The 25425-nt window shown below is 68.5% G+C and carries 26 protein-coding genes and 2 pseudogenes; 15 read left to right on the top strand and 13 right to left on the bottom strand.

The genetic code is table 11. From position 1 onward, the window contains the following. Nucleotides 1-64 precede the first annotated feature (64 nt). Both ON43_RS41025 and ON43_RS41030 read right to left on the bottom strand, forming a co-directional pair. Nucleotides 65-673: an isochorismatase family protein gene (locus ON43_RS41025; protein WP_306304997.1), complete on the bottom strand. Its 609-nt coding sequence runs from the start codon at nucleotides 671-673 to the stop codon at nucleotides 65-67. 103 nt (nucleotides 674-776) lie between these two features. Then, entirely contained in the window at nucleotides 777-1991 is a 1215-nt protein-coding gene (locus tag ON43_RS41030) for a CaiB/BaiF CoA transferase family protein (RefSeq protein ID WP_040816435.1), read from the bottom strand. A 142-nt stretch (nucleotides 1992-2133) separates the two neighbouring features. Between ON43_RS41030 and ON43_RS41035 the strand changes: the two genes are divergently transcribed. Beyond that, nucleotides 2134-3048 carry a hydroxymethylglutaryl-CoA lyase gene (locus tag ON43_RS41035; RefSeq protein WP_040816437.1) on the top strand — a complete coding sequence of 305 codons (915 nt, stop codon included), beginning with the start codon at nucleotides 2134-2136 and terminating at the stop codon, nucleotides 3046-3048. 3 nt (nucleotides 3049-3051) lie between these two features. Here ON43_RS41035 and ON43_RS41040 read toward each other — a convergent pair whose 3' ends face one another. The 3 genes from ON43_RS41040 to ON43_RS41050 are packed head-to-tail and all read right to left on the bottom strand — an operon-like array spanning nucleotide 3052 to nucleotide 6466. Continuing rightward, the gene (locus tag ON43_RS41040; RefSeq protein ID WP_040816440.1) at nucleotides 3052-4467 is read right to left on the bottom strand and encodes an MmgE/PrpD family protein; all 1416 of its coding nucleotides are present in this window, start codon (nucleotides 4465-4467) and stop codon (nucleotides 3052-3054) included. Then, nucleotides 4464-5282: a cyclase family protein gene (locus ON43_RS41045; protein ID WP_040816442.1), complete on the bottom strand. Its 819-nt coding sequence runs from the start codon at nucleotides 5280-5282 to the stop codon at nucleotides 4464-4466. The genes ON43_RS41040 and ON43_RS41045 overlap by 4 nt, the downstream gene beginning before the upstream one ends. Then, entirely contained in the window at nucleotides 5279-6466 is a 1188-nt protein-coding gene (locus tag ON43_RS41050; RefSeq protein ID WP_040816443.1) for a CaiB/BaiF CoA transferase family protein, read from the bottom strand. The genes ON43_RS41045 and ON43_RS41050 overlap by 4 nt, the downstream gene beginning before the upstream one ends. A 138-nt stretch (nucleotides 6467-6604) precedes the next feature. On the opposite strand from ON43_RS41050, the gene ON43_RS41055 reads away from it, so the two are divergent. Further along, nucleotides 6605-8062: a dihydroorotase gene (locus tag ON43_RS41055; protein ID WP_040816445.1), complete on the top strand. Its 1458-nt coding sequence runs from the start codon at nucleotides 6605-6607 to the stop codon at nucleotides 8060-8062. Here ON43_RS41055 and ON43_RS46635 read toward each other — a convergent pair. Then, nucleotides 8044-8706, bottom strand: coding sequence for a carbonic anhydrase (locus ON43_RS46635; protein ID WP_051180221.1), 663 nt, complete (start codon nucleotides 8704-8706; stop codon nucleotides 8044-8046). The two genes, ON43_RS41055 and ON43_RS46635, sit on opposite strands and share 19 nt — an antisense overlap. Nucleotides 8707-8805: 99 nt before the next feature. Beyond that, nucleotides 8806-9363, bottom strand: a pseudogene (locus ON43_RS47395) (TetR/AcrR family transcriptional regulator); the annotation flags it as partial. Between the two features lie 376 nt (nucleotides 9364-9739). On the opposite strand from ON43_RS47395, the gene ON43_RS41065 reads away from it, so the two are divergent. Continuing rightward, nucleotides 9740-10165, top strand: a complete 426-nt coding sequence (locus ON43_RS41065; protein WP_083914361.1) for a DUF4189 domain-containing protein — start codon at nucleotides 9740-9742, stop codon at nucleotides 10163-10165. A gap of 139 nt (nucleotides 10166-10304) precedes the next feature. On the opposite strand, the pseudogene ON43_RS44280 reads toward ON43_RS41065, so the two are convergent. Beyond that, nucleotides 10305-10688: pseudogene (locus ON43_RS44280) on the bottom strand (flavin reductase family protein); the annotation flags it as partial. A gap of 191 nt (nucleotides 10689-10879) precedes the next feature. Here ON43_RS44280 and ON43_RS41075 point away from each other — a divergent pair. Beyond that, nucleotides 10880-11443: a TetR/AcrR family transcriptional regulator gene (locus ON43_RS41075; RefSeq protein ID WP_040816552.1), complete on the top strand. Its 564-nt coding sequence runs from the start codon at nucleotides 10880-10882 to the stop codon at nucleotides 11441-11443. A gap of 16 nt (nucleotides 11444-11459) precedes the next feature. Beyond that, nucleotides 11460-12152: a ubiquinone/menaquinone biosynthesis methyltransferase gene (locus tag ON43_RS41080; RefSeq protein ID WP_040816554.1), complete on the top strand. Its 693-nt coding sequence runs from the start codon at nucleotides 11460-11462 to the stop codon at nucleotides 12150-12152. A 146-nt stretch (nucleotides 12153-12298) separates the two neighbouring features. Here ON43_RS41080 and ON43_RS41085 read toward each other — a convergent pair whose 3' ends face one another. Then, the gene (locus tag ON43_RS41085) at nucleotides 12299-12529 is read right to left on the bottom strand and encodes a hypothetical protein (protein WP_040816450.1); all 231 of its coding nucleotides are present in this window, start codon (nucleotides 12527-12529) and stop codon (nucleotides 12299-12301) included. Nucleotides 12530-12950: 421 nt separating this feature from the next. Here ON43_RS41085 and ON43_RS44285 point away from each other — a divergent pair, with 421 nt between their 5' ends. Together ON43_RS44285 and ON43_RS41090 are read left to right on the top strand one after the other, a co-directional pair. Further along, nucleotides 12951-13166: a winged helix-turn-helix transcriptional regulator gene (locus tag ON43_RS44285; protein WP_281033417.1), complete on the top strand. Its 216-nt coding sequence runs from the start codon at nucleotides 12951-12953 to the stop codon at nucleotides 13164-13166. Between the two features lie 162 nt (nucleotides 13167-13328). Continuing rightward, nucleotides 13329-13919 carry an Rv1733c family protein gene (locus ON43_RS41090; protein ID WP_444543751.1) on the top strand — a complete coding sequence of 197 codons (591 nt, stop codon included), beginning with the start codon at nucleotides 13329-13331 and terminating at the stop codon, nucleotides 13917-13919. Between the two features lie 20 nt (nucleotides 13920-13939). Here ON43_RS41090 and ON43_RS41095 read toward each other — a convergent pair whose 3' ends face one another. From ON43_RS41095 to ON43_RS41100, 3 genes are read right to left on the bottom strand one after another with little or no spacing between them, the layout of a single operon-like run. Beyond that, nucleotides 13940-14857: a 2-hydroxyacid dehydrogenase gene (locus ON43_RS41095; protein WP_040816454.1), complete on the bottom strand. Its 918-nt coding sequence runs from the start codon at nucleotides 14855-14857 to the stop codon at nucleotides 13940-13942. Between the two features lie 55 nt (nucleotides 14858-14912). Further along, nucleotides 14913-15065 (bottom strand): hypothetical protein, encoded by a 153-nt coding sequence (locus ON43_RS44520; RefSeq protein ID WP_086008116.1) that lies wholly within the window; start codon nucleotides 15063-15065, stop codon nucleotides 14913-14915. A 51-nt stretch (nucleotides 15066-15116) separates the two neighbouring features. Beyond that, complete coding sequence (locus tag ON43_RS41100; RefSeq protein WP_051180180.1) at nucleotides 15117-15590, bottom strand: LapA family protein; 474 nt, start codon at nucleotides 15588-15590, stop codon at nucleotides 15117-15119. A gap of 130 nt (nucleotides 15591-15720) precedes the next feature. Between ON43_RS41100 and ON43_RS41105 the strand changes: the two genes are divergently transcribed. The 6 genes from ON43_RS41105 to hpnE all read left to right on the top strand — a co-directional run bounded on the left by ON43_RS41105 (nucleotide 15721) and on the right by hpnE (nucleotide 22282). Beyond that, nucleotides 15721-15912 (top strand): hypothetical protein, encoded by a 192-nt coding sequence (locus tag ON43_RS41105; RefSeq protein ID WP_040816455.1) that lies wholly within the window; start codon nucleotides 15721-15723, stop codon nucleotides 15910-15912. Between the two features lie 162 nt (nucleotides 15913-16074). Next, on the top strand, nucleotides 16075-17013 hold the full coding sequence (gene ligD / locus ON43_RS41110; protein WP_040816456.1) for a non-homologous end-joining DNA ligase: 939 nt from the start codon (nucleotides 16075-16077) through the stop codon (nucleotides 17011-17013). Between the two features lie 71 nt (nucleotides 17014-17084). Next, complete coding sequence (locus ON43_RS41115; protein WP_040816457.1) at nucleotides 17085-17498, top strand: pyridoxamine 5'-phosphate oxidase family protein; 414 nt, start codon at nucleotides 17085-17087, stop codon at nucleotides 17496-17498. A gap of 182 nt (nucleotides 17499-17680) precedes the next feature. Then, nucleotides 17681-19084: an amino acid permease gene (locus tag ON43_RS41120; protein ID WP_040816458.1), complete on the top strand. Its 1404-nt coding sequence runs from the start codon at nucleotides 17681-17683 to the stop codon at nucleotides 19082-19084. 159 nt (nucleotides 19085-19243) lie between these two features. After that, nucleotides 19244-20803, top strand: coding sequence for an LCP family protein (locus tag ON43_RS41125; protein ID WP_040816459.1), 1560 nt, complete (start codon nucleotides 19244-19246; stop codon nucleotides 20801-20803). 90 nt (nucleotides 20804-20893) lie between these two features. After that, nucleotides 20894-22282 (top strand): hydroxysqualene dehydroxylase HpnE, encoded by a 1389-nt coding sequence (hpnE, locus tag ON43_RS41130; RefSeq protein ID WP_040816461.1) that lies wholly within the window; start codon nucleotides 20894-20896, stop codon nucleotides 22280-22282. 38 nt (nucleotides 22283-22320) lie between these two features. On the opposite strand, the gene ON43_RS41135 is transcribed toward hpnE, so the two are convergent. Next, the gene (locus ON43_RS41135; RefSeq protein WP_245569082.1) at nucleotides 22321-22980 is read right to left on the bottom strand and encodes a TetR/AcrR family transcriptional regulator; all 660 of its coding nucleotides are present in this window, start codon (nucleotides 22978-22980) and stop codon (nucleotides 22321-22323) included. A 65-nt stretch (nucleotides 22981-23045) separates the two neighbouring features. On the opposite strand from ON43_RS41135, the gene ON43_RS41140 reads away from it, so the two are divergent. Both ON43_RS41140 and ON43_RS41145 read left to right on the top strand, forming a co-directional pair. Further along, entirely contained in the window at nucleotides 23046-24086 is a 1041-nt protein-coding gene (locus ON43_RS41140; RefSeq protein ID WP_051180183.1) for an oxygenase MpaB family protein, read from the top strand. Nucleotides 24087-24090: 4 nt separating this feature from the next. Further along, nucleotides 24091-25425: an oxygenase MpaB family protein gene (locus ON43_RS41145; protein WP_040816465.1), complete on the top strand. Its 1335-nt coding sequence runs from the start codon at nucleotides 24091-24093 to the stop codon at nucleotides 25423-25425.

The following is a 25425-nucleotide window of genomic DNA, read 5'->3' on the forward strand; positions in this document are numbered from 1 at the left end:
GCTGAACGACTGTCAGCGGAAGGGGCGATCGGCGCGGAAAGGCCGATCGGGGAACGAGATTCGGTCAGCCCAGCACCGCGAGGGCGGTGTCCAGATCGATGACGTCGGCGTATTTGGCGTCCAGGTCCAGCAGATTGGCCGCGTGCAGGCGCGGATCGCGGTCGCCGCACGCGTCGGCCACCACCAGCGGCCGAAAGCCGTGCTGCAGCGCGTCGGTTGCGGAGGCGCGCACGCAGCCGCTGGTGGTGAGCCCGGTGACGAGCACGGTGTCCACGCCCAGCGCGGTCAGGGTCGCGGCGAGTGAGGTGCCGTGGAACGCGCTGGCGTACTGCTTGCGGACCACGACCTCACCCGGCGCGGGAGCAGGCTCGGCGAGGAACTCGCCCAGCGGATTGCCTTCCTCGAAGACACTGAGAGCAGGGACTTTTCGGCGAAACAGGCCCCCGTCGGCGCTGCCCGGCCGATAGCTCACCCGGGTGAAGATCACCGGGCTGCCCACCGCCCGGGCACGTGCGACCAGCGTCGCGGTCGCTCGCACGGCCGCCTCGACCGGTGCGCGCAGCGGCGAGTCGTCGGCGAGGTAGGCCGTACACAGGTCGATCACCAGAACGGCGGGTCGCGCGCCCGCCCCGAGCCGCCCCGAAAACCCGTGGCGGCGATAGTCGTCAGCCAAGTCGGAGGCGGACAGGCCGGATGGGGCTGGGTGGGATGTAGGCGGACGCGGTGCGGACGGGTCGGATGCGCTCGGTGCGATCGGGTCGGACATCGCGGACTCCTCAGACGATGCCGTTCGCGGTGAGATCCGCGAGCTGGTCGGGAGCCAGGCCGAGCAGGCGGCCGTAGACGTCGGCATTGTGCTCGCCGAGCTCCGGGCCGAGATGCCGGACGCTGCCGGGTGTTTCGCTGAGCTTGGGGAAGACGTTCTGCATCGGGACCTCGCCGAGTTCGGGATGCGCCAGGCGCACGATGGCCTCGCGGGCGGCGAAATGCGGATCGGCGAACATGTCCCGCGCGGTGTAGATGCGGCCCGCGGGCACGCCTTCGCGATGCAGCAGATCGAGCAGTTCGTCCGCGGGCCGGGTGGTGGTCCACTCGGCGATGATCGCGTCGAGTTCGGCCATGTGCTCACCGCGTGCGGAATGGGTGGCGAAATGCTCGGCGCTCACCAGTTCCGGCCGTCCCATGGCCTTGGCCAGCCGGGTGAAGACGGTGTCCTGGTTGGCGGCGATCAGGATCAGCCCGCCGCCGGCGGTCGGATAGACATTGCTGGGCGAGACATTCGGCAGCACCGGACCGGTGCGTTCGCGCTGGTAGCCGGTGACACCCCATTCGGGCAGCAGTGATTCCATCATGGCCAGTACCGCCTCGTAGATGGCCGAGTCCACGATCTGGCCGTGGCCCGTACGTCCGCGATGGTGCACGGCGGCGAGCGTGCCGATGGTCGCGAACACCGCGGCCAGCGAATCGCCCAGGGAGATACCGGTTCTGGCGGGCGGGTGGTCGGGATCGCCCGTGGTGTAGCGGATTCCGCCCATGGCCTCGCCGATGGAGCCGAAACCGGCACGCGGGGAGTAGGGGCCGTCCTGGCCGTATCCGGTGACGCGGGTCAGGATCAGGCCCGGGTTGATCGCGCGCAGGGTGTCGTAGTCCAGGCCCCACCGCTCCAGCGTGCCGGGGCGGAAGTTCTCCACCACGATGTCGGCCCGGGCGATGAGGTCGCGGGCGAGAGCCTGGCCCCGCGGGGTACGCAGATTGCAGGTGACCGATTTCTTGTTGCGCGCCACCACCGGCCACCACAGCGACTTGCCGTAGGGCTTCTCGCGGCCCCATTCCCGCATGGGATCGCCCTGGCCCGGCGACTCGAGCTTGATCACCTCGGCCCCGAAGTCGCCCAGCAGCTGGCCGCAGAACGGTCCCGCCAGCAGCTGTCCCATCTCGATCACCCGCAGATCGGCCAGCGGGCCCGATGCGGGGGTGGTGTCCTCGGCCATTCGGCAACTCCGTCCTGTCACGCCTTCGGAGTCGCTCCGCGACCTCCGCAAGAATGGATACAATGTATCCCGTAGCGAAACGGCGAGCAAGATCGAGTCGAATCCGGTCGATCGCCGAACACCTTGGCACTACGGAGGATTCGTGGACATCACGCTGGTCGAGGTCGCGCCCCGCGACGGATTGCAGAACGAGGCGCGGCCCATCGCGACCGCCGACAAGATCGAACTCATGCGCCGGGCCGCGGACGCGGGGGCGCGGCGCATCGAGGCGGTGAGCTTCGTCAATCCCGAGCGGGTGCCGCAGATGGCCGATGCCGAGGCGGTCATGGCGGGAGTGCGCCGCGACGGCGAGACCTCCTATGCCGGACTGATTTTCAACGATCGCGGTCTGGATCGCGCGGTCGCGGCGGGGGTGGACGAGATCAATGTGGTGGTGGTCGCGACCGACACGTTCAGCCGCCGCAATCAGGGGTGCACCACCGAGGACGGGATCGGGCGCTGGGTACGGCTGGCCGCGCGCGGCGCGGAGGCCGGGCTGTGGCGCAGCGTCACCATCGCCGCCGCGTTCGGCTGCCCGTTCGAGGGCGAGGTGCCCGAAGCCCGGGTGCGCGATCTCATCGCCCGGGTGGCCGCCGCGGGGCCGGACGAGATCGCGCTGGCCGACACCATCGGCGTCGGAACACCCGACCGGGTGCGGCGGCTGGTGTCCGCGGTGACCGAGCTGGCCCCGGATGCATTGCCGCGCTGCCATTTCCACAACACCCGCAATACCGGCTACGCCAACGCGGTGGCCGCGCTCGAGTCCGGTGTCCGCGTCCTGGACGCCAGCATCGGCGGGATCGGGGGCTGCCCTTTCGCTCCGGCGGCGACCGGCAATATCGCCACCGAGGACCTGCTCTACCTCCTGGATCGCATGGGCGTCACGACCGGCGTGGACATCGCGTCGACGATCGACACCGCACGGTGGTTGGGCGGTGTGCTGGGCGCACCGGTGCCCGCGCTGCTCGGGCGGGCCGGAGTATTCCCCGATGCCGCAGTGGCGCAGGCGCATTCGTGACGCTCATGCCCGCAGCGTCCGGAGGGGCCGGAGCAGTTGGTTCAGATCGGGTGCCGCGGCCAGTCGGAAGGTGATGTCGCTGAGCGCGTCCGCGGTCGCGGCATCGAGCAGCCGGGCGGTATTGAGGCGGAACTTGAGCGCGAGTTCGTCTGCCGACAAAGGGTTTCCGGGGCCGCCGCGGTTCGCCTCGACACGCTCGGTGAGGGTGCGGCCGTCGTGCAGGCTGGCGGTGAGAACGGCGGGAAACTGCCGCGGGAAGATCTCGTCGCAGCGTGCGTCGGGCGCGCACCGGACCCGGGCGGCCAGGGCCAGGCGGCGCGGATCACGGGCCGCACTGTCGGTGAAATCCTCGTGGAACACCCCCAGCCCGCCACCTCCGACCAGCGCGGCGGCCACCGTGTACGGGCCGGAAAACGCGGCGTGGTAACCGGATTCGGGGCGCGCCTTCAGCTCGGGCGGGAAGCCGATGGTGCGCAGGGCCGCCGCGGGCGCACCCAGCTCGAGCGATTCGATCTCCTCGGCCCGCACGCCCCGGGCGCGCAGGCGCAGGGCCGCGTCGATACCGGCGTGGGTGAAATGGTTGCACGGGTAGGGCTTGAAGCAGACCTCGCGCACCTCCCACCGGTCACCCAGCTCGGCGACGAGGGCCGCGGGGTCGGCCCCGTCGCCGCAGAAGGCGTGCAGCAGGCCGAATCTGCCCTCGAAGACGGTAGGCGGGCCGGTGAGCCCGGCTCGTGCGAGACCGGCCGCGACGACCGCGGCGTGGGCGGCCCAGCCGCAATGGACGCGTTTGATGGTGCCGCCGGTCCGGTTGGCCTCCAGCAGGCCCGAACCCATGCTGGCGGCGATGCCCATGGCGTGCGCGATGCCGGGGGCGTCCAGCCCGGACAGCATCGCGACCGCGGCGGCGCCGCCGACCGCACCGCAGATGGCGGTGGCGTGCAGTCCGCGTTCGAAGAAGATCGAATTGCCCAGGGCGGCATCGTATCCGGCGAGCCCGGCGCGCACGGTGATCTCAACCCCGACCGCCACCGCGTCCAGCAGCGCCGCACCGCTCGCGCCGCACTGCTCGGCGACGGCCAGCGCGGCGGGCACCACCGCCGCCGACGGGTGCAGCACCGACAGCAGGTGGGTGTCGTCGAAATCCAAGGCATGCGCGAGGGTCCCGCCGAGCAACGCGGCACTCGGCGCGGGCAGCTCGCCCGGCAGGCCGAGCGCGGTGGCGGCGGCATGACCGCCCCAGTCGGCGATCACCGCGCGCACGGCCGCGGCCGGCGGAGAATCCATGGCCGCCAGACTGTTTCCCAGGACGTCGAGGACCCGGCGCGCCGCGTCGGTGCGGAGCGCGGAGCCGACACCCTTGGCCCGGGCGGTATCGGCGAATTCGGCCAGGCGCGTGACAATGGTCGGCTCGCTCATCGGCTCACCGCCGCGAGCGGGCGCACCGGCGAACCGGTGCCGCCGACGATGCGCAAAGGCGCCAGCAGGAAGGCGAATTCGGCGAGCCCGGCCTCGGCCAGCGCCTCGAGCGCGAGGTGCTCGAGAATGTAGATGCCGGACTCCACGAGCAGGATCCGATGCACCGGCAATACGGCGTGCCCGGCGCCCGGCCGGATGCACTCGAAGGCGGTGGTGTCCGAGCCGGTGGCGACCACGTTTCGCGCCGCGAGCCAGCGCGCGGCCTCGACGCCCACGCCGGGCACACCCGATGCCGCGCCGAGGTAGGCGTCGCGGTCCTCGAACAGCCGCGACCAGCCGGTCCGCACGAGCGCCACATCGCCCGATCCAGGTTGCACCCCAGCCTGTTTGGCGGCGGCCAGCAGATCCTCGACGGTGATCTCGTAGCCGCCGGGCAGTGTGTCGACGCCGTGCACGCGCGCCACGTCGAGCAGCACGCCGCGGCGCAGCAGGCCCGGCAGGTGCTCGGCGCCGTGCTCGTGGAACAGCCCACCGCGCTGTGCGTGCTCGGCCGCGACGCCGCCGTGCAGCAGGCCCTCGTGGCTGACATGGCTGAGCGCGTCGATGTGCGTGCCGACGTGCCCGCCGGTCACGATGATCTCGTTGGCGGCCGATCCGCCGTCGGGGCGCACCATATCGCCGTGGCGGCGGATCAGGGTCATTCGGAAGCCGGGATGGTTGGGCGAGCAGGGCATGCCGGTGAAGAACGGCTGGCCCAGCTCGATCAGGTCGACGCCGCCGGAGATGACTTCCAGCAACGGATTTCGCTCGGTCATCGGACCACTCCCGTCGCCCGCAGCCGCGCCAATTCCGCTTCGCCGACACCGTGGCCGGCCAGCACCTCGGCGGTGTGCGCGCCCAGCGGCGGCCCGCTCCAGCGGATGCCGCCGGGTGTTTCCGAGAGCCGGAAGAGGATGTTCTGCATGCGTATCGGTCCCAATTCGTCGTCGGGCACGGTGACGATCGACTCGAGCGCCCGGAACTGCGGGTCGGCCAGGATATCGGCGGCGGTGTAGATCGGCGCGACGGCCGCCTCTGCCTTCTCGAAGGCCCGCACCACCTCGTCGCCGGGGCGCTGGGCGATCCACTTGCCGACCGCGGCGTCGAGCTCGTCGGCGTGCGCCGCGCGGCCCGCGCCGGTGGCGAACCAGGGCTCGCCGAGGAATTCGGGCCGGCCCACCAGCCGCATGACGCGTTCGGCGATGGATTGCGCGCTGGTGGATACCGCGACCCAGCGGTCGTCGGCGGTGCGATAGATATTGCGCGGGGCATTGTTGCTGGAGCGGTTGCCGGTTCGGGGCTGGATTTCGCCCAGCTGGTCGTAGGCGAGGATGTGGGGGCCGAGCAGGGTGAGGATCGGCTCCACGATGGCGAGGTCGATCTGCTGGCCGTGGCCGTCGCGCTCCCGGGCCCGCAGCGCGGTCATGATGGCGAAAGCGGTGGTGAGCGCGGCGATTCCGTCGGCCAGGCCGAACGGCGGCAGGGTGGGCGGGCCGTCGGGTTCACCGGTCATGGCCGCGAAGCCGCTCATGGCCTCGGCCAGCGTGCCGAAACCGGGACGACGCGCGTACGGGCCGAACTGTCCGAAGCCGGTCACGCGGGCGAGCACCAGGCGCGGATTGTTCTGCCGGAGTTCGGAATAGCCGAGCCCCCAGCGTTCCAGGGTGCCGGGGCGGAAGTTCTCGATCACCACGTCCGCGTCGGCGGCCATGCGGCGGAACAGGTCCTGGCCGTCGGGGGTGCCCAGATGCAGGGTGACCGATTTCTTGCCGCGGCCCAGCATCTTCCACCACAGGCCCACTCCATCGCGCGCGGCGCCGTGGCCGCGCACCGGATCCCCGTCCGGATGCTCGATCTTGATCACCTCCGCGCCGAAGTCGGCCAGCAGGGTGGCGGCCAGTGGGCCCGCGAACAGTGTCGCCGCGTCGATGACCCGGATTCCCGAGAGTGGACCGGCCATTGCTGAACTCCTAACCCCGCCAGAATGTTTCCCACAACGAAACAATGACGATGATGCAGACGTTGACTACCTGCGAATCCTACTGCCATGATCGGTCTGTTGGTAAAGTCGTTTCGCACAAGGAAACTGGAGTCAGTCGTGGCGGAGATCGATCTGCTGATCCGGAACGCTTGCGTCGTCCGCCCCGGGGCGCCGGACGCCGTCGAGCCCGAAACCCTCGACATCGCGGTGACCGCGGGGGTGATCAGCGCCGTAGCGTCCGGGATTCCGGCCGCGTCGGCGACCGAGGTGTTCGATGCGCAGGGGCGGCTGGCGTTCCCCGGTGTCGTTGACGCGCACCAGCACTGGGGGATCTACTCGGAGTTGTCCGAGGACACCGAGACCGAGAGCCGGGCGTGCGCCCAGGGCGGTGTCACCACCTCGCTCAGCTATCTGCGGACCGGTCGTTACTATCTCAATCGCGGCGGCTCCTACCGGGATTTCGTGCCCGAGGTGCTGAGCCGCATGGCCGGGCGATCCTATATCGACCACGCCATTCACCTCGCGCCCATGACGCGCGAGCACATCGAGGAAATCCCGTACCTGGTCGAGGAATTCGGCATCACCTCGTTCAAGATCTTCATGTTCTACGGCGGGCACGGCCTGCACGGCCGTTCCAGCGATCAGGCGGAATTCCTCATGATCCCGCCGCAGGAGCGCTATGACCTGGCGCATTTCGAATTCGTCATGCGCGGGTTGCAGCGGGCGCGCGAGCGGTTCGGGGACGTGATCACGCTGTCGCTGCACTGCGAGACCGCCGAGATCATGGCCGCCTACACCGAACTGGTGGAACGGGAAGGCACTCTCACCGGGCTGCGCGCCTACAGCGCCTCACGCCCGCCGCATTCCGAGGGGCTGGCCGTCACCACCGCCTCGTACCTGGCGCACGAGACCGGCTTCCCGGCCATCAATCTGCTGCACCTCTCCTCCGCCAAGGCGGTCGATGCCGCCCTGCGGATGGCGAAAGCCTTCCCGCACATCGATTTCCGCCGGGAGGTCACCATCGGCCATCTGCTCGCCGACGTCGACACCGCGCACGGCATCGGCGGGAAGGTGAATCCGCCGCTGCGGGAGCGGGCCGATGTCGAGGCGCTGTGGCGGCACATGCTGGCCGGTGAGATCGACTGGGTGGTCAGCGATCACGCATGCTGCCGCGACGAACAGAAGTTCGGCGCCGACCGCGAGGACGTCTTCCTCGCCAAATCCGGGTTCGGCGGCGCCGAATACCTGCTCCCCGGGCTGATCGGGGAGGGCATGAAACGCGGCCTGAGCCCGCAGCACATCGCCCGCCTCACCTCGTGGAACCCGGCACGCCGCTACGGACTCACCGGCAAAGGCGACCTCGCCCCCGGCTTCGACGCCGACATCGCACTCGTCGACACCGGCGTCAGCTGGACGGTGCGCGCCTCCGACTCCGAATCCGCCCAGGAGTACACGCCTTTCGAAGGCTTCGACATGACAGCCCGGGTCAGCGACGTCTTCCTGCGCGGCCATCGCATCCTCGCGGAGGGGCGCGTCCAGGGCGAGCCCCGCGGGCGCTACCTGCCCCGAGGCTGAATCACCGCAGGTAATTCCAGCTCGCCGATATTGCCGATCACCCGCTGCAGCTTGGCCTTGCCATCGGCGAGGGTGTAGGTGACACACGCGATCGCGCACTCGCCGACGGCGATCCGGTCGGCGATGACCTGCGACCGTTGCCGCAGCAGGTCCGCGGTCTCGACCACGTGCCGGCCCTCCAATTCGTCGAGTGCCTCGAGACCTTCGCGGCGGGCGAGCAGGATCGATGGCGTAATCCGCTCGACCACGCTGCGGATGAATCCGCCGGGAACCGTGCCGTTGTCGAGGGCGTCGACGGCGGCCTGGATCGCTCCGCAACTGTCGTGGCCGAGAACCACGATCAGCGGCACCGCGAGCACCTCGATGCCGTACTCGATGGAACCGAGCACGCTGGCGTCGAGGACGTGCCCCGCGGTGCGGACCACGAACATGTCACCGAGACCCTGGTCGAAGATGATCTCCGCAGCCACCCGGGAATCCCCGCAGCCGAACAGAATCGCCGAGGGCCGCTGTCCCGCAGCCAGTTTCGCTCGATCGGCCGCGCCCTGATTGGGGTGCCGCAACCGGCCTTCGACGAAACGATCGTTCCCCTCGCGCAAGGTCTTCCAGGCGGTCACCGGCGTCAGGTCGCTGACGCGGCCCATGCGACGCACCAGGCTGTCCTCTTCGGACGCGGCATCGGGGAGGGCTGACGGCCGCGCCGCCGGATCCAGACGCACACCGGACAAGCCGCGCCAGCCCAACCGCATCGTCGCCGCGACCGCTTCGTCCTTGGGGATCGGCCGCCCGGCCGCCAGCCAGGTCCGCGCGCAGGACTGCGCGGCCCCCACCAGACCGACGGCCAGCAGCTTGGACCGCTGGGCCTCCCACGCTGCATGGGGTGCGATCGCGTCGAAAACCGCGTCGACGCACCGTGCCCCGGCCCGTTGCGCCCTGCCCTGCACCGCGGGCTCCTCGACCACCTGCGCGTCGAACAGCACCATCGAGAAGTGCTCGTGCGCGTCGACGAAATCGAAGTAGGCATTGACCGTCGCCCACACGGCCGACCGCAGTCCGCCGGCCCAGCACAACGCCTCGCCGAGCCCACCCACCATCCGGTCCACAGCCGCATCCAAGACCGTCAGATACAACTCCAGCTTGCTCGAAAACGTCTTGTACAGCACCGGTTTGCTGATCCCGACCTCGGCCGCGATCTCATCCATCCCCGCCTGGTGATATCCGCAGTCGGCGAACACCTCGGCCGCGGCGGCCACGATCGCCCGCCGCCGCACCGCCCTCCGCTCCCGGAACGCCCCTTCCATCGGCTCTCACCTCCACCGCGATGCCCGCCCGGGGCGGCGGGGCTGCACCGAGTGTGCCAGGTGCCAAGTTGACGCGATGGGCGGCGTCGAGGTCGGCGCTCCGGGCGTAGTCGACGACCCGGGTGCCGTCGAGGCTGCGCAGGTCAAGACGCGATTGCCCGGATTGCCCGGACTGGACCGGGCGCCGGGATGTACGGTGCGTGAGGACATGTCCACAGCTACTGATCAGCGAACAGAGTTGGGGCTTTCGGTCACGACCCGCCCTGGTGGCGCTGTAGCGGTCGTGAGCATCGATCGTTCTGAGATCGTCGGTAATGGTGCCGGTCTTCGGCGGTAATGCTCGCCGGAGCCGGTCTCGACGCAGGGAGCAGGCTTCATGTCCAGATCGCTTGCGGCTGTTGGTGTCTCGGTGTTGATGTCGGTGGTGTTCGCGACCTGTGGGAGTGGCGCCGCGGGTGCGGAGGCCGGGCCGGACGGCCGGCTGTACGGGTCGATGGCGGGTGAGGTGCTCGGCGATCAAATCGCCGCCATGTGGGCGGTCAACTACCCCAACTGGGCCGAGGCCGACGCGGACGCGTTGTCGCTGTGCGAGAGCGCCCACTGCACCGTTCTGGCGCGGTTCGTCGACGGCTGCGGCTCCATCGCGGCCAAGGGGGATGTCCTGATGGGTGGGGCCGGAAACACCCGAGGCGACGCCGAGGGCGCGGCGATCGGCGCGTTCGGCCCACCGGATCTGGTGTCGATGAGCGCCGGATTGGGTCCCGTCGTGGTCCACACCGAATGCACCGGCAACGCCGGATAGCTCGCGCTGCCGTCCAGTCAGGGGTTGTTGCCGGGCGTGAGGTCGCTGACCGCGCTGTACCGCAGCGGCTGTAGGGCGGGTCCGGGGCATGTGCGGCGGTCGGGGCGAGCAGCATGCCGACATGGTCACCGAAGTCGGTGCGCCGCAGAATCTCGCCGGTGAACCAGCCGGACGCGGCGGTGAGGATCGGCAGGGCATGCGGTCCTTCCTGCCAATCGCAATGGTCGAACTTGTCGATGTCGAAACCGGTCTCGGAACCGAAAAGCTGTGCCAGTGCGGTGGATTCGTCGGAGAGCAGATGGACCGCCAGATGGTGGGCGCCGGAGGCGACCCGAAAGGTGTAGTTCCGCTTGGAGAGGCAGACCAGGAATCGCCTCGGCTCGATCGAAACCTGTGTGGCGAATCCGACCACGCACCCCGCCCGCCGTCCGGCATCGGCGGTGGTGACGACCAGTACCGCCGCATCGGCGCCCGCGACGACGAGATCGAACGTGCTGTCCGTACCGTGAATTTTGCGTGGCATGCCCCACCTCCCGGCCTCGGGCGCTGTCTGGCCCGCCCAGCCTACTCAAACCGATAGGTCTGTATCCGCCAGGATCGCTCGCCGGATCCCACCGCTGTCGCCGGTCCTCCGAGAATTGTACGGTTGCGTATAGTCGAAGGCTGGATCTGTTATACGGTTCCGTGCAACGGTGGAGTGAGGTGGATCAGGGCATGGGCGCACTGCGCACGCCGCGCGAAACATGGGTCGACGCAGGGCTTTCCGCGTTGGCCTCCGGAGGCGTCGACGCCGTGCGCGTCGAAAGCCTCGCCAAGGCGCTCGGCGTCAGCAAGGGCGGGTTCTACGGGTACTTCGCCGACCGCAACGCACTGTTGACGGCGATGCTCGACACCTGGGAGCGCGAGGCTGTCGACAATGTGCTCGACGAGATCGCGAAATCGGACGGCAGCGTGCTCGACAAGGCCCGGCTGGCCGGCCATCTCACCTTCTCCGGTGACCGGCTGCTACCCATCGATCTGGCCATCCGGGACTGGGCGCGCCGCGACACCGCCGTCGCCGAACGTCTGCGCCGGGTGGACAACCGGCGCATGGACCTGCTGCGCGAGGCGATCGGCACGATCTGCTCGGATCCCGACGAGGTCGAGGCCCGCAGCCTGCTCGCCTTCTGCGCGGCCATCGGCAGCCATTTCCTGGCCGCCGATCACCCCGGCCGTACCCGGGAAGAGGTCATCGCCCGGGCAGGCGACCTGATCCTGAATCGCTCGGCGGGTGCGTGAAATGGCCGAAGGTGGCATGACATCCGGCAAAAGTGTTGAGGTGCACGGGATCTTCCAGAAGATCGCCGGCTACTACGATCTGATGAACCGACTCATGACGCTCGGCCGCCATCGCCGGTGGTGTCGTGAGGTCGCCGAGCGCGCGGCCCCGCCCGAGAACGGTCGGGTGCTCGATCTGGCGACCGGCACGGGTGCGATCGCGTTGGAGGTGGCCCGCAGGTATCCCGCGGCGACCGTCGTCGGCGCCGACTTCTCGGAGCGAATGCTGGCGCACGCGAAGGCGAAACCGGGTGCCGGCGTCGTCCAATGGCGACACGCCGATGCCGCCGACCTGCCGTTCGACGACAACTCCTTCGATGCGATCACCGAGGGGTACCTGCTGCGCAATGTCGACGATGTCGAAGGGGTGCTGCGCGAGCAGCGCCGGGTGCTCCGCTCCGGGGGCCGCCTCGTCATTCTCGAGACCTGCCCGCCCAGCGGGCCGGTGAGGCCGATCGTGGAGTGGGGGATGCGCATCATCGTCCCGCTGCTGGGACAGGCGGTGTCCGGCGACCGCTCGTCCTACGCCTATCTCGAATCCAGCACGCGCGCTTTCGAATCGCCTAGCCAGGTCGCCGATCTTTTGGGTCGCATGGGTTTTCGCGATATCGGCTGGCGCAGGAGGTTCTTCGGGACGAACGTCGTCCTGTGGGCCACCAAGGTCGGGTGAGCGCGCCGACATACGCGCCTCGCCGGGTATCGATGGTCGGCCGAGGTTCTTCGCGGCGAGTTCGGTGAGGAATCGGGGCCCATGGTTTTGCGGGCCGCGGCGAGACGCTCGGCGCGGCGTCGGGGTCTGCTCCGCCGCGCGGTCGCTCACATGGTGATGGTGATGACCTCGTTGGCAGCGGTGATGCTGGCCAAGTCGGCGTGCTGGATCCGGATGGCTTGTTCGATCAGATAGGTGTCGCGACCGTGGAAGGCGACGACGGCGAGCGTGCGAGGGTCGAGAGTCTGTACCACGGCGTGGGCGGCGACGGTGGCGCCATCCGAGTGGGGGAGCCGGAGCTCGCGGATTCGGATTCCCAGTTCCTCGATGCTTGTCATCGGTTCGATTCCCGTTCCGTTGCGCGGAAGTCCGTCGGACGTTGCCAACCGGCGGCGACTTCTCGACGGACTCACTGACCAAGTCTGATCCGGACATCTCCAGCAAATCGGGCTTACCCGAGTTACTTTCGAATCTTAGCAACTTTATACATAGGCGACGGCAAAACGCGCATCTGCTCCACCCGCGCCTGCGGGATTCCGGCCATGTAGGGGTGGGCGGTATCCCATGCCGAGAAGTCCAAAGGCAGCCCGGCGAAATGCCCGCCGGGGATCCGCTGGACAACGCCGTTGGAAAGGCGACCGAGCAGACCTCGCGACTCCGAGACGTCAATTGTCCGTGGTTGCAGCCCAAGAGCTTTGGATTGACCACTTCGCCTTGGACCGGCTCCCACAATGATCACATCGGCTGTCATGTCGCGCCATCCCGGGCATCACGCCCAAGGTCCTGACCGAGTCCCTACGCGGACTCGAACGCGACCTGCTCATCACTCGCACCGAGTTCGACCAACAGCCACCACGGGTCGAATACGAGCTGACCGGGCTGGGCCGCGCCCTCCTGGAACCCATTGCCGCAGCATGCCGATGGACCGAACAATTTCTGGCGGCGCTGGCCGCGCACAACGAGCAGCACCCCTGACCCGACAGGTCATTTCGGCGAAAGGCAGTGCCCGAGGGGTTACGTAATGTACTCGCAACGCGCTGACCTTGACGTTCAACCGGTTCATGGCGTATCAGAGTGGGTACAGCTACCGATATAGCCGGTAGAACCGACGCGTGGAGAGAGGCGGTCCAGGTGTCGATGCGTCCTCCTTTGCCGACTCGTGTGTGGCGGGTGCGGCCCTGGAACCCCAATCCGCTGATGCGCGTCTCGGATCGGGCCGAGGTGCTGTTGCGGGCCGTGGCGGTGGTTGTCGTGGTGGCGGCGGTGCCGGTCGCGGGGGCCATCGGGACCGTGAGTTATACCGGCGCGCAGGCGCGGATCGCGTCGCAGGATGCGGGCAAGACCAAGGTGAACGCCATCGAGACCGGGGATGCGGTGCGGGTGGCCGGATCCGATCACTACGCGGGGCAGCAGCGGTATCAGGCTCCGGTGCAATGGGAAATCGACGGCAAGACCGCCACCGCGACCGTGGATGTGACCGGACCGCAGGTCACGGGCGCGACGGTGACGCTGTGGGTCAAGAACGGGCAGCCGACGCTGGCCCCGGCGCGGCCGGGGGCGGCGGCCGCGGAGGGGATCGGGACGGGGCTGGCGGTGCTGGTCGAAACCTGGTGTGCCGCAGCGGCGACGGTGTGGTTCACCGGCACGGTGTTCGATGCCCGGCGGTATGCGCGCTGGGAGCGCGAGTGGCGCGGGATCAATCGGCCGATCGGCAAGGATTCGCAGTAGGGCCCTGGACCCTGCGGTGATCAGTATTCGCCGCGAATGAGATTGCGCGGCGGCTCACCCGCCAGATAGCGCGCGATCTCGGCCGTCGCGATGGACCAGCCGCGCCGCAGATTTCCCGCGCTGCTGCCACCGACGTGCGGGGTCAGCAGCAGGCCGGGGGCGTCCCACAGCGGATGATCGGCGGGCAGCGGCTCCGGATCGGTGACGTCGAGAATGGCGCGCAGACGGCCGGATTGGAGTTCGGCCAGCAGATCGTCGGTCTTCACCACCGGGCCGCGCGCGGCATTGACCAGGATGGCGCCGTCGGCCATGCGGGCCAGGAAGGCGGCGTCGACCATGCCGACGGTCGCGGCGGTGACCGGGACCATGAGCACGACCGCGTCGAAATGCGGGAGCAGGTCCGGGATTTCGTCGACGCCGTGCACGCCCTCACGAGCCTTCGTACCGACCAGTTCGACCGTGGTGTCGAAAGGCTCCAGCATCCGGCGCAATTCGGTGGCCAGATCGCCCGCGCCGATGATCAGGATGCGCTTGCCGTGCAGGGTGTCGGTCCGGTGCTGGGTCCACCGGTGCTCGCGCTGGGCCACGGCGAATTCGGTGAATTCCCGGTAGACCGAGAGCAATCCGGTGATCGCCCACTCGGCGGTGCTCGCGCCGTGCGCGCCGCGGCCGGTGGAGATCATGACCTCGGCGGGCAGCTTGCCGACCCACATCTCGGCCCCGGCGGTGAGCAGCTGGACCAGGCGCAGCTTCGGCAACGAGCGCGCCAGCTCCACGGTCTCGGGGCGGGCGGCCAGAAAAGTGGGGACGAAGATCTCGGCCTCGTCGGCCCCGGCGGGTAGCGGTTCGCCCAGCGTGTAGCGCAGCGGCCGGGCCGCCTCCAACCGCGAGACCGCCTCGAAACCATACTCATCCGGAACCAGCACCGTCACCGTCATGACAGCGACGCTAGCCGACCGGACGAGGACCGGTCGGCGCGGTCGGTGTGCGCGGTCAGTATCGAGGATGGGCGAGGTAGCGGGCGGGCGCGCCCAGCAGCCATTGGACCAGTGCCGCGGTCAGCACGACGATGCCGAGTGAGGTGAGAGCCGGGGTGGCGATGAGCCAGCCCGCGTCGAGCAGCGCGAGGCCGAGCACGGCGAGCATGCGGTGTCCTCTGGGGGGACCGCGGGGTCCCCACTGGATCGGACCGGGATCCTATTTGGCGACGGATTCGGTTTTGGCGGGTGTGGTGCCCGGGCCCTTCCGGAACGGGTTGACCGACCAGGTCGGCCGCGCGAACAGGCGTTGCGGCGGCGTCTTGGTCATGGGAACCACCGGCTGCCGGGGCGAATCCACGCTACGCGCCGGTTGGGGTGCCGGTACAGGTTTCGCGAGTTCCTTTCGTGCCGCGGCCATTTCGCGCCGCGATTGGCGCAGCTCGCGGCGCGCGGTGACACCGCGGCGGGAGGTGGTCCAGAGACCGGCCAGCAGCAGGATGAAGCCCGCCGTGCCGATCGCCCCGACCAGAATCCCGTAGGCGAACAGTAATCCGGAGGAGCCCCCGTAGTTGTGATCGAAAACCGTGAAGCCACTGGGCAATGCATGGCTGTCCCCGCTGTTGGCCTGAATACCGGCCACCCCCACGGTCACAGCACCCAGCAGAGCGATGAGCCCGATGATTGTCAGCATGTAGGGGTCATGCCCGCTGATCCGCAGGTCAAACCCGCGGTCCGGCGGGTTGTGCGGTGAGTCTGCGCGGTTTGGCCGCCACGGCGGCGGCTATGTCCGGATTGCGAACCCCCACAGGCAGGAGCACATCATGTCGACCTACACCTACGACCTCACCCACTTCGCCACCGAGGCCGATCTGGCCGAGCGGGCGCTGCGCGGCATGGACTCGACCAGCGGGGTGAGCGTGGACAAGGCGGCGGAGACCATCACCGTCACGTCCTCGCTGACCTACGGCGAGGTCCTCGACGCGATTCGACAGCAGGGCATCTCGGCGCGCTAGCCCGCGCGGGCAGCGTATTCGATAACGACCCGGCGGCGTCCGGCGTGCCACTCCCGCTCGAGGGCAACTCAATAGCAAACTCCAGGGCATGTCCCTATTGCCTGATTGTCGGCGCGGGTAGCGGCTGCGGTGGCCGCCTCCGTCGGTCGTGGCCCGTCGCCCATGCTGGCGACCGGGGGCGCGCCGCCGGACGGGCCCGGGTGGGCGGTCGAGATGAAATGGGACGGGGTCCGGATCATCGCGGTGTGCGAGGGCGGCGGATGCTCGCTCTACAGCCGCAACGGCAATGATGTGAGCGCGGCCTATCCGGAGATCGTGGCGGCCTTGAAAGAGTTGCCCGGCAATGGATCTCTGATTCTCGACGGGGAGATAATCGCCCAGGATCGCGAGGGCGTGCCGTCGTTCGGGCTGCTGCAGCGGCGAATGCACGTGGCGCGGCCGGGGGAGCAGCTGGTGGCCGAGGTGCCGGTGCGGTACTTCGTCTTCGACGTGCTGCGGATCGAAGGTGTCGACGTCACGGGGGAGACCTATCTCGAGCGGCGCGACCGGCTCGCCGAATTGCGGCCGCTCGCACCGATTTCGGTGCCGCCGTACTGGACCGATGTGGATGCGGAGAAATTGCTGGAGGTGGCGCGCGAGCATCGGATCGAGGGCATCGTGTCGAAGCGTGTCGATTCGGTGTACCTGCCCGGGCGGCGCTCACCGGCCTGGATCAAGACGCCGCTGCGGCAGAACACGGAAGTGGTGGTGGCGGGCTGGACTCCCGGGGCCGGGGGATTCGGGACGACATTCGGCTCCCTGGTGATGGGCGCGCACGACGAGACCGGGCGGCTGGTCTACATCGGCAACGTCGGCACCGGCTTCACCCAGGCCGCCCGTCGGGTGCTGCGCGAGGGTCTGGACGAGATCACCGTCTCCGCAAGCCCTTTCGAGCAACCCCCGCCCGAAGCCGCTGCGGGCGGCTGGCACTGGGTGCGGCCGATCCTGGTCGGGGACGTCGAATATCGCGAATTCTCCGGTGAGCGACTGCGCATGCCCAGCTGGAAGGGGTTGCGCACCGACAAGCCGCCGGCGCTGGTCGAGGTGCCGCCGCGGCGCTGATGCTGGGAGTGAACCACCGGACGCGACAAGGCAATTGGCGTAATTCGTGAGGATCGACCACAATCGGAGGAATGGGCGGCGTTGGGGCACGAAAGCTGCGCGAGCTCTCGGCTGCCGATTCTCTGAAACGGCTGGCGAGCGCGCAATACGGGCGAATTGTGTACTCGCGTAGAGGGCTTCCGATCATCAGACCCGTGAATCACATCGTCGAGGAAGACGTTGTGGTGGTGCGTGCGCATCTCGGCGCAAGCCTGTTGCGGGGTGACGGCCAGGTGGTGGCCTACGAGGCGGACTCCTTCGACGAGCACACCCGGCAGGGCTGGAGCGTGATCGTCACCGGGGTGGCGCGCGTGGTCATGGATCCCGAACAGGTGCAGCGCTACGAGACGCTGCTGGACCCGTGGATCAACCTGCCGATGGATCACGTCATCCGGATCGAGACCGAGGTCGTCACCGGACTCGAACTGATCGACGAGGCGGGCTGAGGCCGACTTCCGGCAATCCTGCAGCGCGCCACGTGCGGCGGTGACTGTGACGTCAAATACCTCTCCGGTAGCGTGACACGCCGTTGGACCGAGCCCGGCAATCCGTCGGCTAGCTCGGCGCGACCGTGTTCCCGCGATCACGACTGGCGGGTGCGCGGCCGCACGCACGTGGAAGGACATGCATGACAGCCTCAGAAAGGCAGCTACCCGACACCGGTACCGCACCCGCTGCGGACGAGGGGTACTCGCGCGGCCTGTCGCCGCGCACCATTCAGATGATCGCCATCGGCGGTGCGATCGGCACCGGCCTGTTCTACGGCGCGGGCGGGGCCATCGAGAAGGCCGGCCCGGCGCTCATCCTCTGCTACCTGGCAGCTGGTCTGGCCATTTTCGTGATCATGCGCGCGCTCGGTGAGCTGCTCACCTATCGCCCGGTCACCGGCAGCTTCGCCGAATACGCGAACGAGTTCCTGGGCCGCTTCGCGGGCTTCGCCACCGGTTGGACGTACTGGGCGGTGTGGGTCGCGACCTGCATGGCCGAGATCACCGTCGCGGGCAAGTACGTGCAGTACTGGTTCGACATCCCGCAGTGGGTGACCGCGCTGGTGGTGCTGGGCATCATGTTCATGGCCAACCTGATCTCGGTGCGGCTGTTCGGCGAGGGCGAATTCTGGTTCTCCGCCATCAAGGTGACGGCCATCATCGCCATGATCGTGATCGGCATCGGCGTGCTGGTCTTCCACTTCGGCCACGCCACCAACCCGACCGTCACCAACCTCTGGAACGACGGCGGAGTGTTCCCCAACGGGTTCGGGCAGGCGCTGCTGGCGCTGCAGATCGTGGTATTCGCCTATGTCGGTGTGGAATTGGTGGGCGTCACCGCCGGTGAGGCGCGCGACCCCAAGCGCACCCTGCGCAAGGCCATCAACACTCTGCCGTTCCGGATCGGCCTGTTCTACATCGGCGCGCTCATCGTCATCATGTCGGTGTCGAGCTGGCGTAACTTCCACGCGGGCCGCAGCCCGTTCGTCGAGGTCTTCCAGCAGATCGGCATCCCCGGCGCGGCCGGCATCATCAACTTCGTCCTGCTGACCGCGGCCCTGTCCTCCTGCAACTCCGGCATCTACTCCACCGGCCGCATGCTCCGCAGCCTCTCCCAGCGCGAAGAGGCCCCCGCCGCCCTCGGCACCCTCAGCCCCCGCTCCGTCCCCGCCGTCGGCATCGCCGTCTCCGCCGCCGTCATGGTCATCGGCGTAGCGGTGAACTACTTCTCCCCCGACAAGGCCTTCGGCTACATCACCTCGGTCTCCACCATGGGCATCATCTTCGTCTGGGGCATGATCCTCGTCTGCCACCTCCTCTACCGCCTCCGAGTCAACCGAGGCCTCCTCCCCGCCACCGACTACCGCCTCCCCGGCGCCCCCTTCACCACCGCCTTGGCCCTGGCCTTCCTGGCCCTCGTAGTCGTCCTCCTCTTCTTCACCGAAGACGGCCGCAGCGCCCTGGTCGTTGGTGTCGTCTGGGGCATCCTCGTCTGCATCGGCTATCCCCTCCTGTCCCGCAAGCACTCGGAAGTCGACGCCTGACAAGTACGCTCGGAGGGCATGACGCACGCTCGGGATCGTCGGGGGAGACATTCGGGTGCGTATGAGCCTGCGACGGTGCCGCTGCCGACGGCGCCGAAGTCCAGACCCCGCCCGCCCGGTGGGCGGCGTCCGAGGGATCGTGGCAAGCGATCGCATCGGATGCTCGTCGCCGGGCGGGCGGCATTGGCTTTGGTGGCGGTTGCGGTGTTGGCCGTTACCGGGGTGGCCTGGCGGCAGTATCACCATGAGTTGAATGGGTTGACGATTTCGGGGGTTAGTCCGGAGGGGCCTAAGTCGAGTGGGAAGACGCAGAATATTTTGATCATGGGGTTGGATAGCCGGCTGGATGAGCATGGGAATCCGTTGCCTCAGGAGATGTATGACGCGTTGCATGCGGGGGATGAGGGGGAGGGTGGGTTCAATTCGAATGTGTTGATATTGGTGCATATTCCGGGGGATGGGTCGAAGTCGACTGCTATTTCGATTCCTCGGGACGACTATGTGACGTTGGATCCGGCGTCGTGCACGAGCTCGCCGTGTAAGGGGAAGATCAAGCAGGCGTACGGGTTTGCGTATGCGCGGGCCAAGGAGAAGCTGACGGCGGCGGGGGTGAAGGATCCGCTGGAGTTGGATCAGCGGTCGCGGGATGCGGGGCGGCTGGCCGAGAGCAATACGGTCAGCAAGTTTTTGGGCAATGTGCCGGTGGATCATTTCGTCGAGGTGACGCTGGCGGCGTTCTTCCAGATCGCGCAGGCGGTGCAGCCGATCACGGTGTGCCTCAACGAGGACACCTCCGACAGCTACTCCGGCGCCAATTTCAAGAAGGGCAAGCAGCAGATCGACGCGTCGCAGGCCATGGCGTTCGTGCGCCAGCGCCGCGACCCGGACCAGCCGCTGTTCACCGACCTCGACCGCACCCGCCGCCAGCAGGCCTTCATCGTTTCGCTGCTGCGGCAGCTGCAGGACAGCGGGACGCTGGGCAGTCCGAGCAAGTTGCGGAATCTGCTCGATATCGCCAAGCAGAACACCGCCATCGACAAGAACCTGGATCCGCTGTCGTTCGCGCAGCGGGCGTCGGCGCTGTTCAACGAGGGGGTGTCGCTGTATACGCTGCCGGTCAAGGACTTCGGGACCGACGACGCGGGGGAGTCGATCAATATCGTTGATACCGAGGAGATCCGGGGCATCGTGCGGAATCTGCTGTCGCCCGGCGATTCCGGGACCACCACGACGACCACCACGCCCGCGCCGACCGGCACGGCGATTCCCGCCGCGGCCGGTGTCGTATTGAACGTGGTCAATAGTTCCGGGCGCAACGGCCTGGCTGCCCAGGTGCAAGAAGCCCTGGCCCCAAGAGGATTCACCCGTGGCACCACCTCGACCGGCGCGGCACGGACCACCACCACGCTGACCTACGGCACCGGCGCCGAATCCGCCGCGCAGGCACTGGCCGCGCAACTCGGGCTCACCGCCACCAAATCGGCGGCGGTGGAAGAGCAGACCGTGCAGCTCACCCTCGGCAGCGACGCGCAATCCGGACCCATCGCGAATCTCCTGGCCGAGCAAGCCGATCCGAGCGCCTCGGCGACCCCCACCTCCACACCGAAGACCTCGACCACACCCCCGGCCCCGGTCTCCGCCACCGCACCCGGCACGAACGCCCCGGCCGCCACCGACCTCTCACAAATGGATACCGGCGGCATTCCCTGTGTGAGGTAAGGGAATACGGGCATGGCGGTGCCAATCCGGACATGGCGAGGCCCCGCCGGGCGTAACTTGCTTGTCAGGGTACGGCTCGAGGGGTGTGCGATGAACGATCAGCGACGCTACGTGGTGATCGGCGGCGGCCTGGCGGGCCTGGCGTCCGCGGTCTGGCTGGCCGAGGCTGGAAAGCGTGTCACCCTGCTGGAACGCCGCGGCAGGCTGGGCGGACGCACCCACGCGCTCGAGGTCGCGCCGCTGCGGGACGTGCCCGACAACGGACAGCATGTGATCGCCAGCGGGTACGAGCATCTATTCCGGTACCTGACCAGCGTCGGCACCCGGCAGTACGTGGCCTTCCCCCAGCGCGGTGTGCTGCGCTGGCCCGGCGGGCGCGTGGTCACCATGGGCACCAAGGGATTTCCCGCCGTGCGCGCACTCTTCGGCGCGCACCCCGACGCCAGCGCCGCCGATCGACTGCGGGCCGCCGCGGCCACCATGCGGATGGGCTGGCAGTGTCTGCGCCAGCCCGGCGATCTGGCCGATCTCACCACCGACCAATGGCTGCGCCGGCTCGGCATGCCCGAAACCGCGCGCGAGGCACTGTGGGACTGGCTGGCGCTCGGCATCGCCGCCGAACCGGTGCGCCAAGAATCGGCCAAGGTGTTCGCCGACGTGATGGCCACCGGAATCCGCCTGGGCGTCAAGCACATGCGGCCGGTCACCATCGGGTATCCGACCACTGACCTCGACACGCTGTTCGTCTCCGGCGCGCAGCGGGTGTTCGAACGCCACGGCGTGGAGGTGAAATATCGCGCGGTCGCCCGGCGCATCCGGATCCAGGACGGGGCGGTGACCGGCGTGGTGCTCGCCGACGGCGACATCGAACCCGCGGACGCGGTGGTGTGCGCGGTACCCAACTCCTACATCGGCGGACTGCTCGACGAGCTACCCGAGCACGACGAGATCTATTCGGCCGCGGACAAACTCGGCTACACCCCGATTGTCAGCACCAATCTCTACCTGGACCGCCCTTTGGGCACCGAGGCCGCGATGGAGGCGCTCATCGGCGGCGCGGGCGTCATCGACGAGGTATTCGACCGCCAGCGCATGCACGGACGCGGCACCCTTAACGGCTGGCTGTACTGCCTGACCACCAGCGGGGCCTACGAGCAGATCCACAAGCCGCACCACGAGGTGGTCGAGGAGCAGATGGCGTTGCTGCGGCGCTACTACCCGGACGCGCGGGACGCGAAAGTGCTGCACGCGCAGGTGGTTCCGATGCCACGGGCGACCTTCTCGCAGGTGGTCGGCACCGACGGCCTGCGGCCGGGCCAGCGGACCTCGGTGCCCACGCTGGTGCTGGCCGGGGATTGGACCCGTACCGACTGGTCGGCCACGATGGAGAGCGCGGCCCAGAGTGCTGCGAAGGCCGTGGATCTGCTGCTCGGCCTGCCCGCCGCGCCGTCGATGGCGGGCCGTTCCGCGCGCGGCTGACGTCCTGCCCCGATCCGCCAGTCGACCAGACGGTCTGATTACTCGCGTTCTGCTCGCGGCCTGGATTCGCGGAAGAAGTTCAGGATCAGCCGCGTGATATCCGACAGGAACCGCTCGCGTGGAATGGACGGGCCGTCGAGCAGGTAGCGGATGGTCAGATGCTCGACCACCCGCACCAGCATCCAGGCCGCGGCATCGGCGTCGACATCCTCGGGAATCGGATACTGCCGCATGGACAATGCCACCCGGGCGAGCTCGCTGATCTGCTGTTCGAAGGCGACCACCGGCCCGTCGGCCGCGAGCCGGGGCGTCTGCTCGACGACGGCTCGCAGCAGTTCGCGGTCATTGCCCAGCGCGTCCAGCAGATACGAAATGGTCTCCGGCACGGACACTTCCGGCGGCTTGCCGATATTCGACAGCACCCGCGCCCGCACCAGCTCGGTGACATCGCGGGTATACCGCTCGATCACCGCGGCGACCACCGCGTCCTTGTTCGGGAAGTACTGATACAGCGAGCCCGGGCTGATATCCGCCGCCGCGGCAATGCGATTGGTGGAGGCCCCGTCGTACCCGTGGGTGATGAGCACCCTCTGCCCGGCATCGACGATGCGGGCCACCATGGCTCGCGAACGGTCCTGCTGGGGCGTGCGGCGCGGCGGTGGCGCGGGGGATTTCGGGATGCGGCGTTTCGATGTCATGGCGTTTCGGGGGAGATTCGGAATGCGAATTGAATGCGAGCGATTATTCGTGTCAGCGTTGAATCATGGTGTCACACAGCGCGGTGTCCGACCAGGGTGAAGTCCCGGCGCCCGGCCCCCATCACGATCCGGTCCCGCTCGGGCCGGACTCACTGACCTGGAAGACCTTCGGATCGCTCTACTTTCTGCCCAGCGCCCTGTTCGTCGGCATGGTGCAGAACATGCATCCGGGGCTCGGCGCGGGGGTGGAATTCCATTCCGAAATCCAGGACGAGTTCTATCAACGGATTCTGCGGTCGCTGTACCCGATCTACGGCGTGGTGTTCGACGGTGAACGGGCGGAGCAGACGGCGCGCGAGATTGTCGGATACCACCGGGGCATCAAAGGCGTCGACGGTCGGGGCCGCCGGTATCACGCGCTGGATCCGGGAACCTTTTACTGGGCGCACGCGGTGTTCTTCGTGCAGAATCTGCGCGCGGCGGACCTGTTCATGGGCGGGCTGAGCGAGGCCGAGCGCGAACAACTCTGGCGTGAGCATTACCGCTGGTACGAGATGTACGGCATGAGCATGCGGGTGGTGCCGACCAGTTGGGCTGCGTTCCAGCGGTATTGGCGCGAAATGTGCCGTGACACGCTGGAGCCGACCAAGGCCGCCTGGGACGTGTACCGACTGGTCGATACCGTCCCGGTGCCACCGTTCCCCTTGGTGCGGCAGCTGCCGAAACCGCTGTGGGAACACCTGATCCGGCCGACCGGTGCACACTTCTACAAGTTCGTGACCATCGGCCTGTGCGATCCGGAGATCCGCCACACCATGGGGTTCACCTGGACCGCCCGCGATCAACGCCGTTTCGACCGCCTCTGCCGGACGCTGTCGGCCATGAACCGGGTGACGCCCGACGGGATCAAGTACTTCTTCCCCCGCATTCACGCCGCCCGCCGCCGCGCCGCCGGAAAACGACCCGCCCGGCTCGCACCGCCCGAGGCGCCCGAAATGCTCTGGCCCGCCGCCGAACACCGCGCCGAGGGCAAGCACTACTGCCCGGTCCACGCCGACCGGGGCAGCGATTCGATCACCCGATTCCGCCAGCTGACAGGGTTCTGACGCCATGACACAGGGACTCGAGACCACCCACCCCTACGACTACTACTACCGGCCCGGCCTGCCGCTGCGCCCGCCACCGCCGCGCGCCGTGCCGTCGGACCTGTGGTTCGAACCGCGAAAGGCCATGCTGGGACCGTGGATCGACGTGCGTCGCGAGCCGGTCGACACGCCGCGCACCCGGCTCATGGCCGATCACCTGTGGCAGGGCGACGAACCCATGGACGCACTGGTCGCCGCGTTCCGCCGGCTCGGATCCGCCGGCGGCCGCCGCATGTTGAACCAGGCCCTGGCGCACGGCATCGACAGCGTCGACGAGCCGCTGCCCGAACTGGTGAATCTCTTCGCCCTGCTGGACAATCCGCCCGACTGGTACGACCCCGACCTGTGGGAATACGGCCGTCGGTTGTGGATCAACGTCTCCCTCGCCGGGAAAATGGCCATGGGCGTGCAGGACTTCATGGGGACCTTCGTCGGGGCGGAGGTCGCGTCCGCCGTCGGGCAGACCGGGCGCTTCGTCAAAGACCCGTATCGCCGCGGCCTGGAATCCTCGGTCTGGTTCCGCAGTGTCACCGCGCCGCGGGCGCTGGAGCGCGGTAACCCGATCTTCCATGACACCGTTCGTGTCCGGCTCATGCACGCTCAGGTCCGGGCCATGCTGCGCCGCACCTGGGGCGACGAGCATTTCGCGCAGCACGGCAACCCCATCTCCAATGCCACCACCATGGGCGCGGCCGTCACCTTCGGCCTGTCACCCATGTGCTTCGACCACGTGCACGGCCGCCGGTGCAGCACAAGGCAACTCGATGCCGTCATGCACTACTGGGCCTACATCGCCCATGTCTTCGGTGTCGCCGACGAGCTGATCCCGCGCTCGGCCGCCGAAGGCATGGAACAGGCCGACTACATGGTCGCGACCGCGGGGGTGGCCCCGCAGTGGACGGCGAACATGGCCGGCGCCGCCACCCGTAGCTTCACCGGCGACACCGTGACCGGTCGCCTCCGCGTAGCCGCCACCGCACCGGTGCTCGGAGCCCTGGCCTACTACAGCGGTGAGCCCTTGGTTCGCACCTTGCTCGCCGACACCCTCTTGAAATCCGTTCCGCTGCGCCCCTTCTCCCGGCTCGTCGGTCTCGCCGCGAACACCGAGGTCCGGCTGCGCGCAGTCGACGATCACCTCCCCGGCGCTCGTTCCCGCATGATCCGCCGCGCCCGCCACATCGACCCGATGTGGGACCGCAATACCCGTGTCGCCCGCTACCTCGCCGCCCGGGCCGGCATTCGCGGCACCCCGTTCGACCACCACGACACTTCCGCCGAAGCGCCGCGCTGCCCGATCTGA

The sequence above is a fragment of the Nocardia concava NBRC 100430 genome, from assembly GCF_000308815.1.
Lineage (GTDB): Bacteria > Actinomycetota > Actinomycetes > Mycobacteriales > Mycobacteriaceae > Nocardia > Nocardia concava.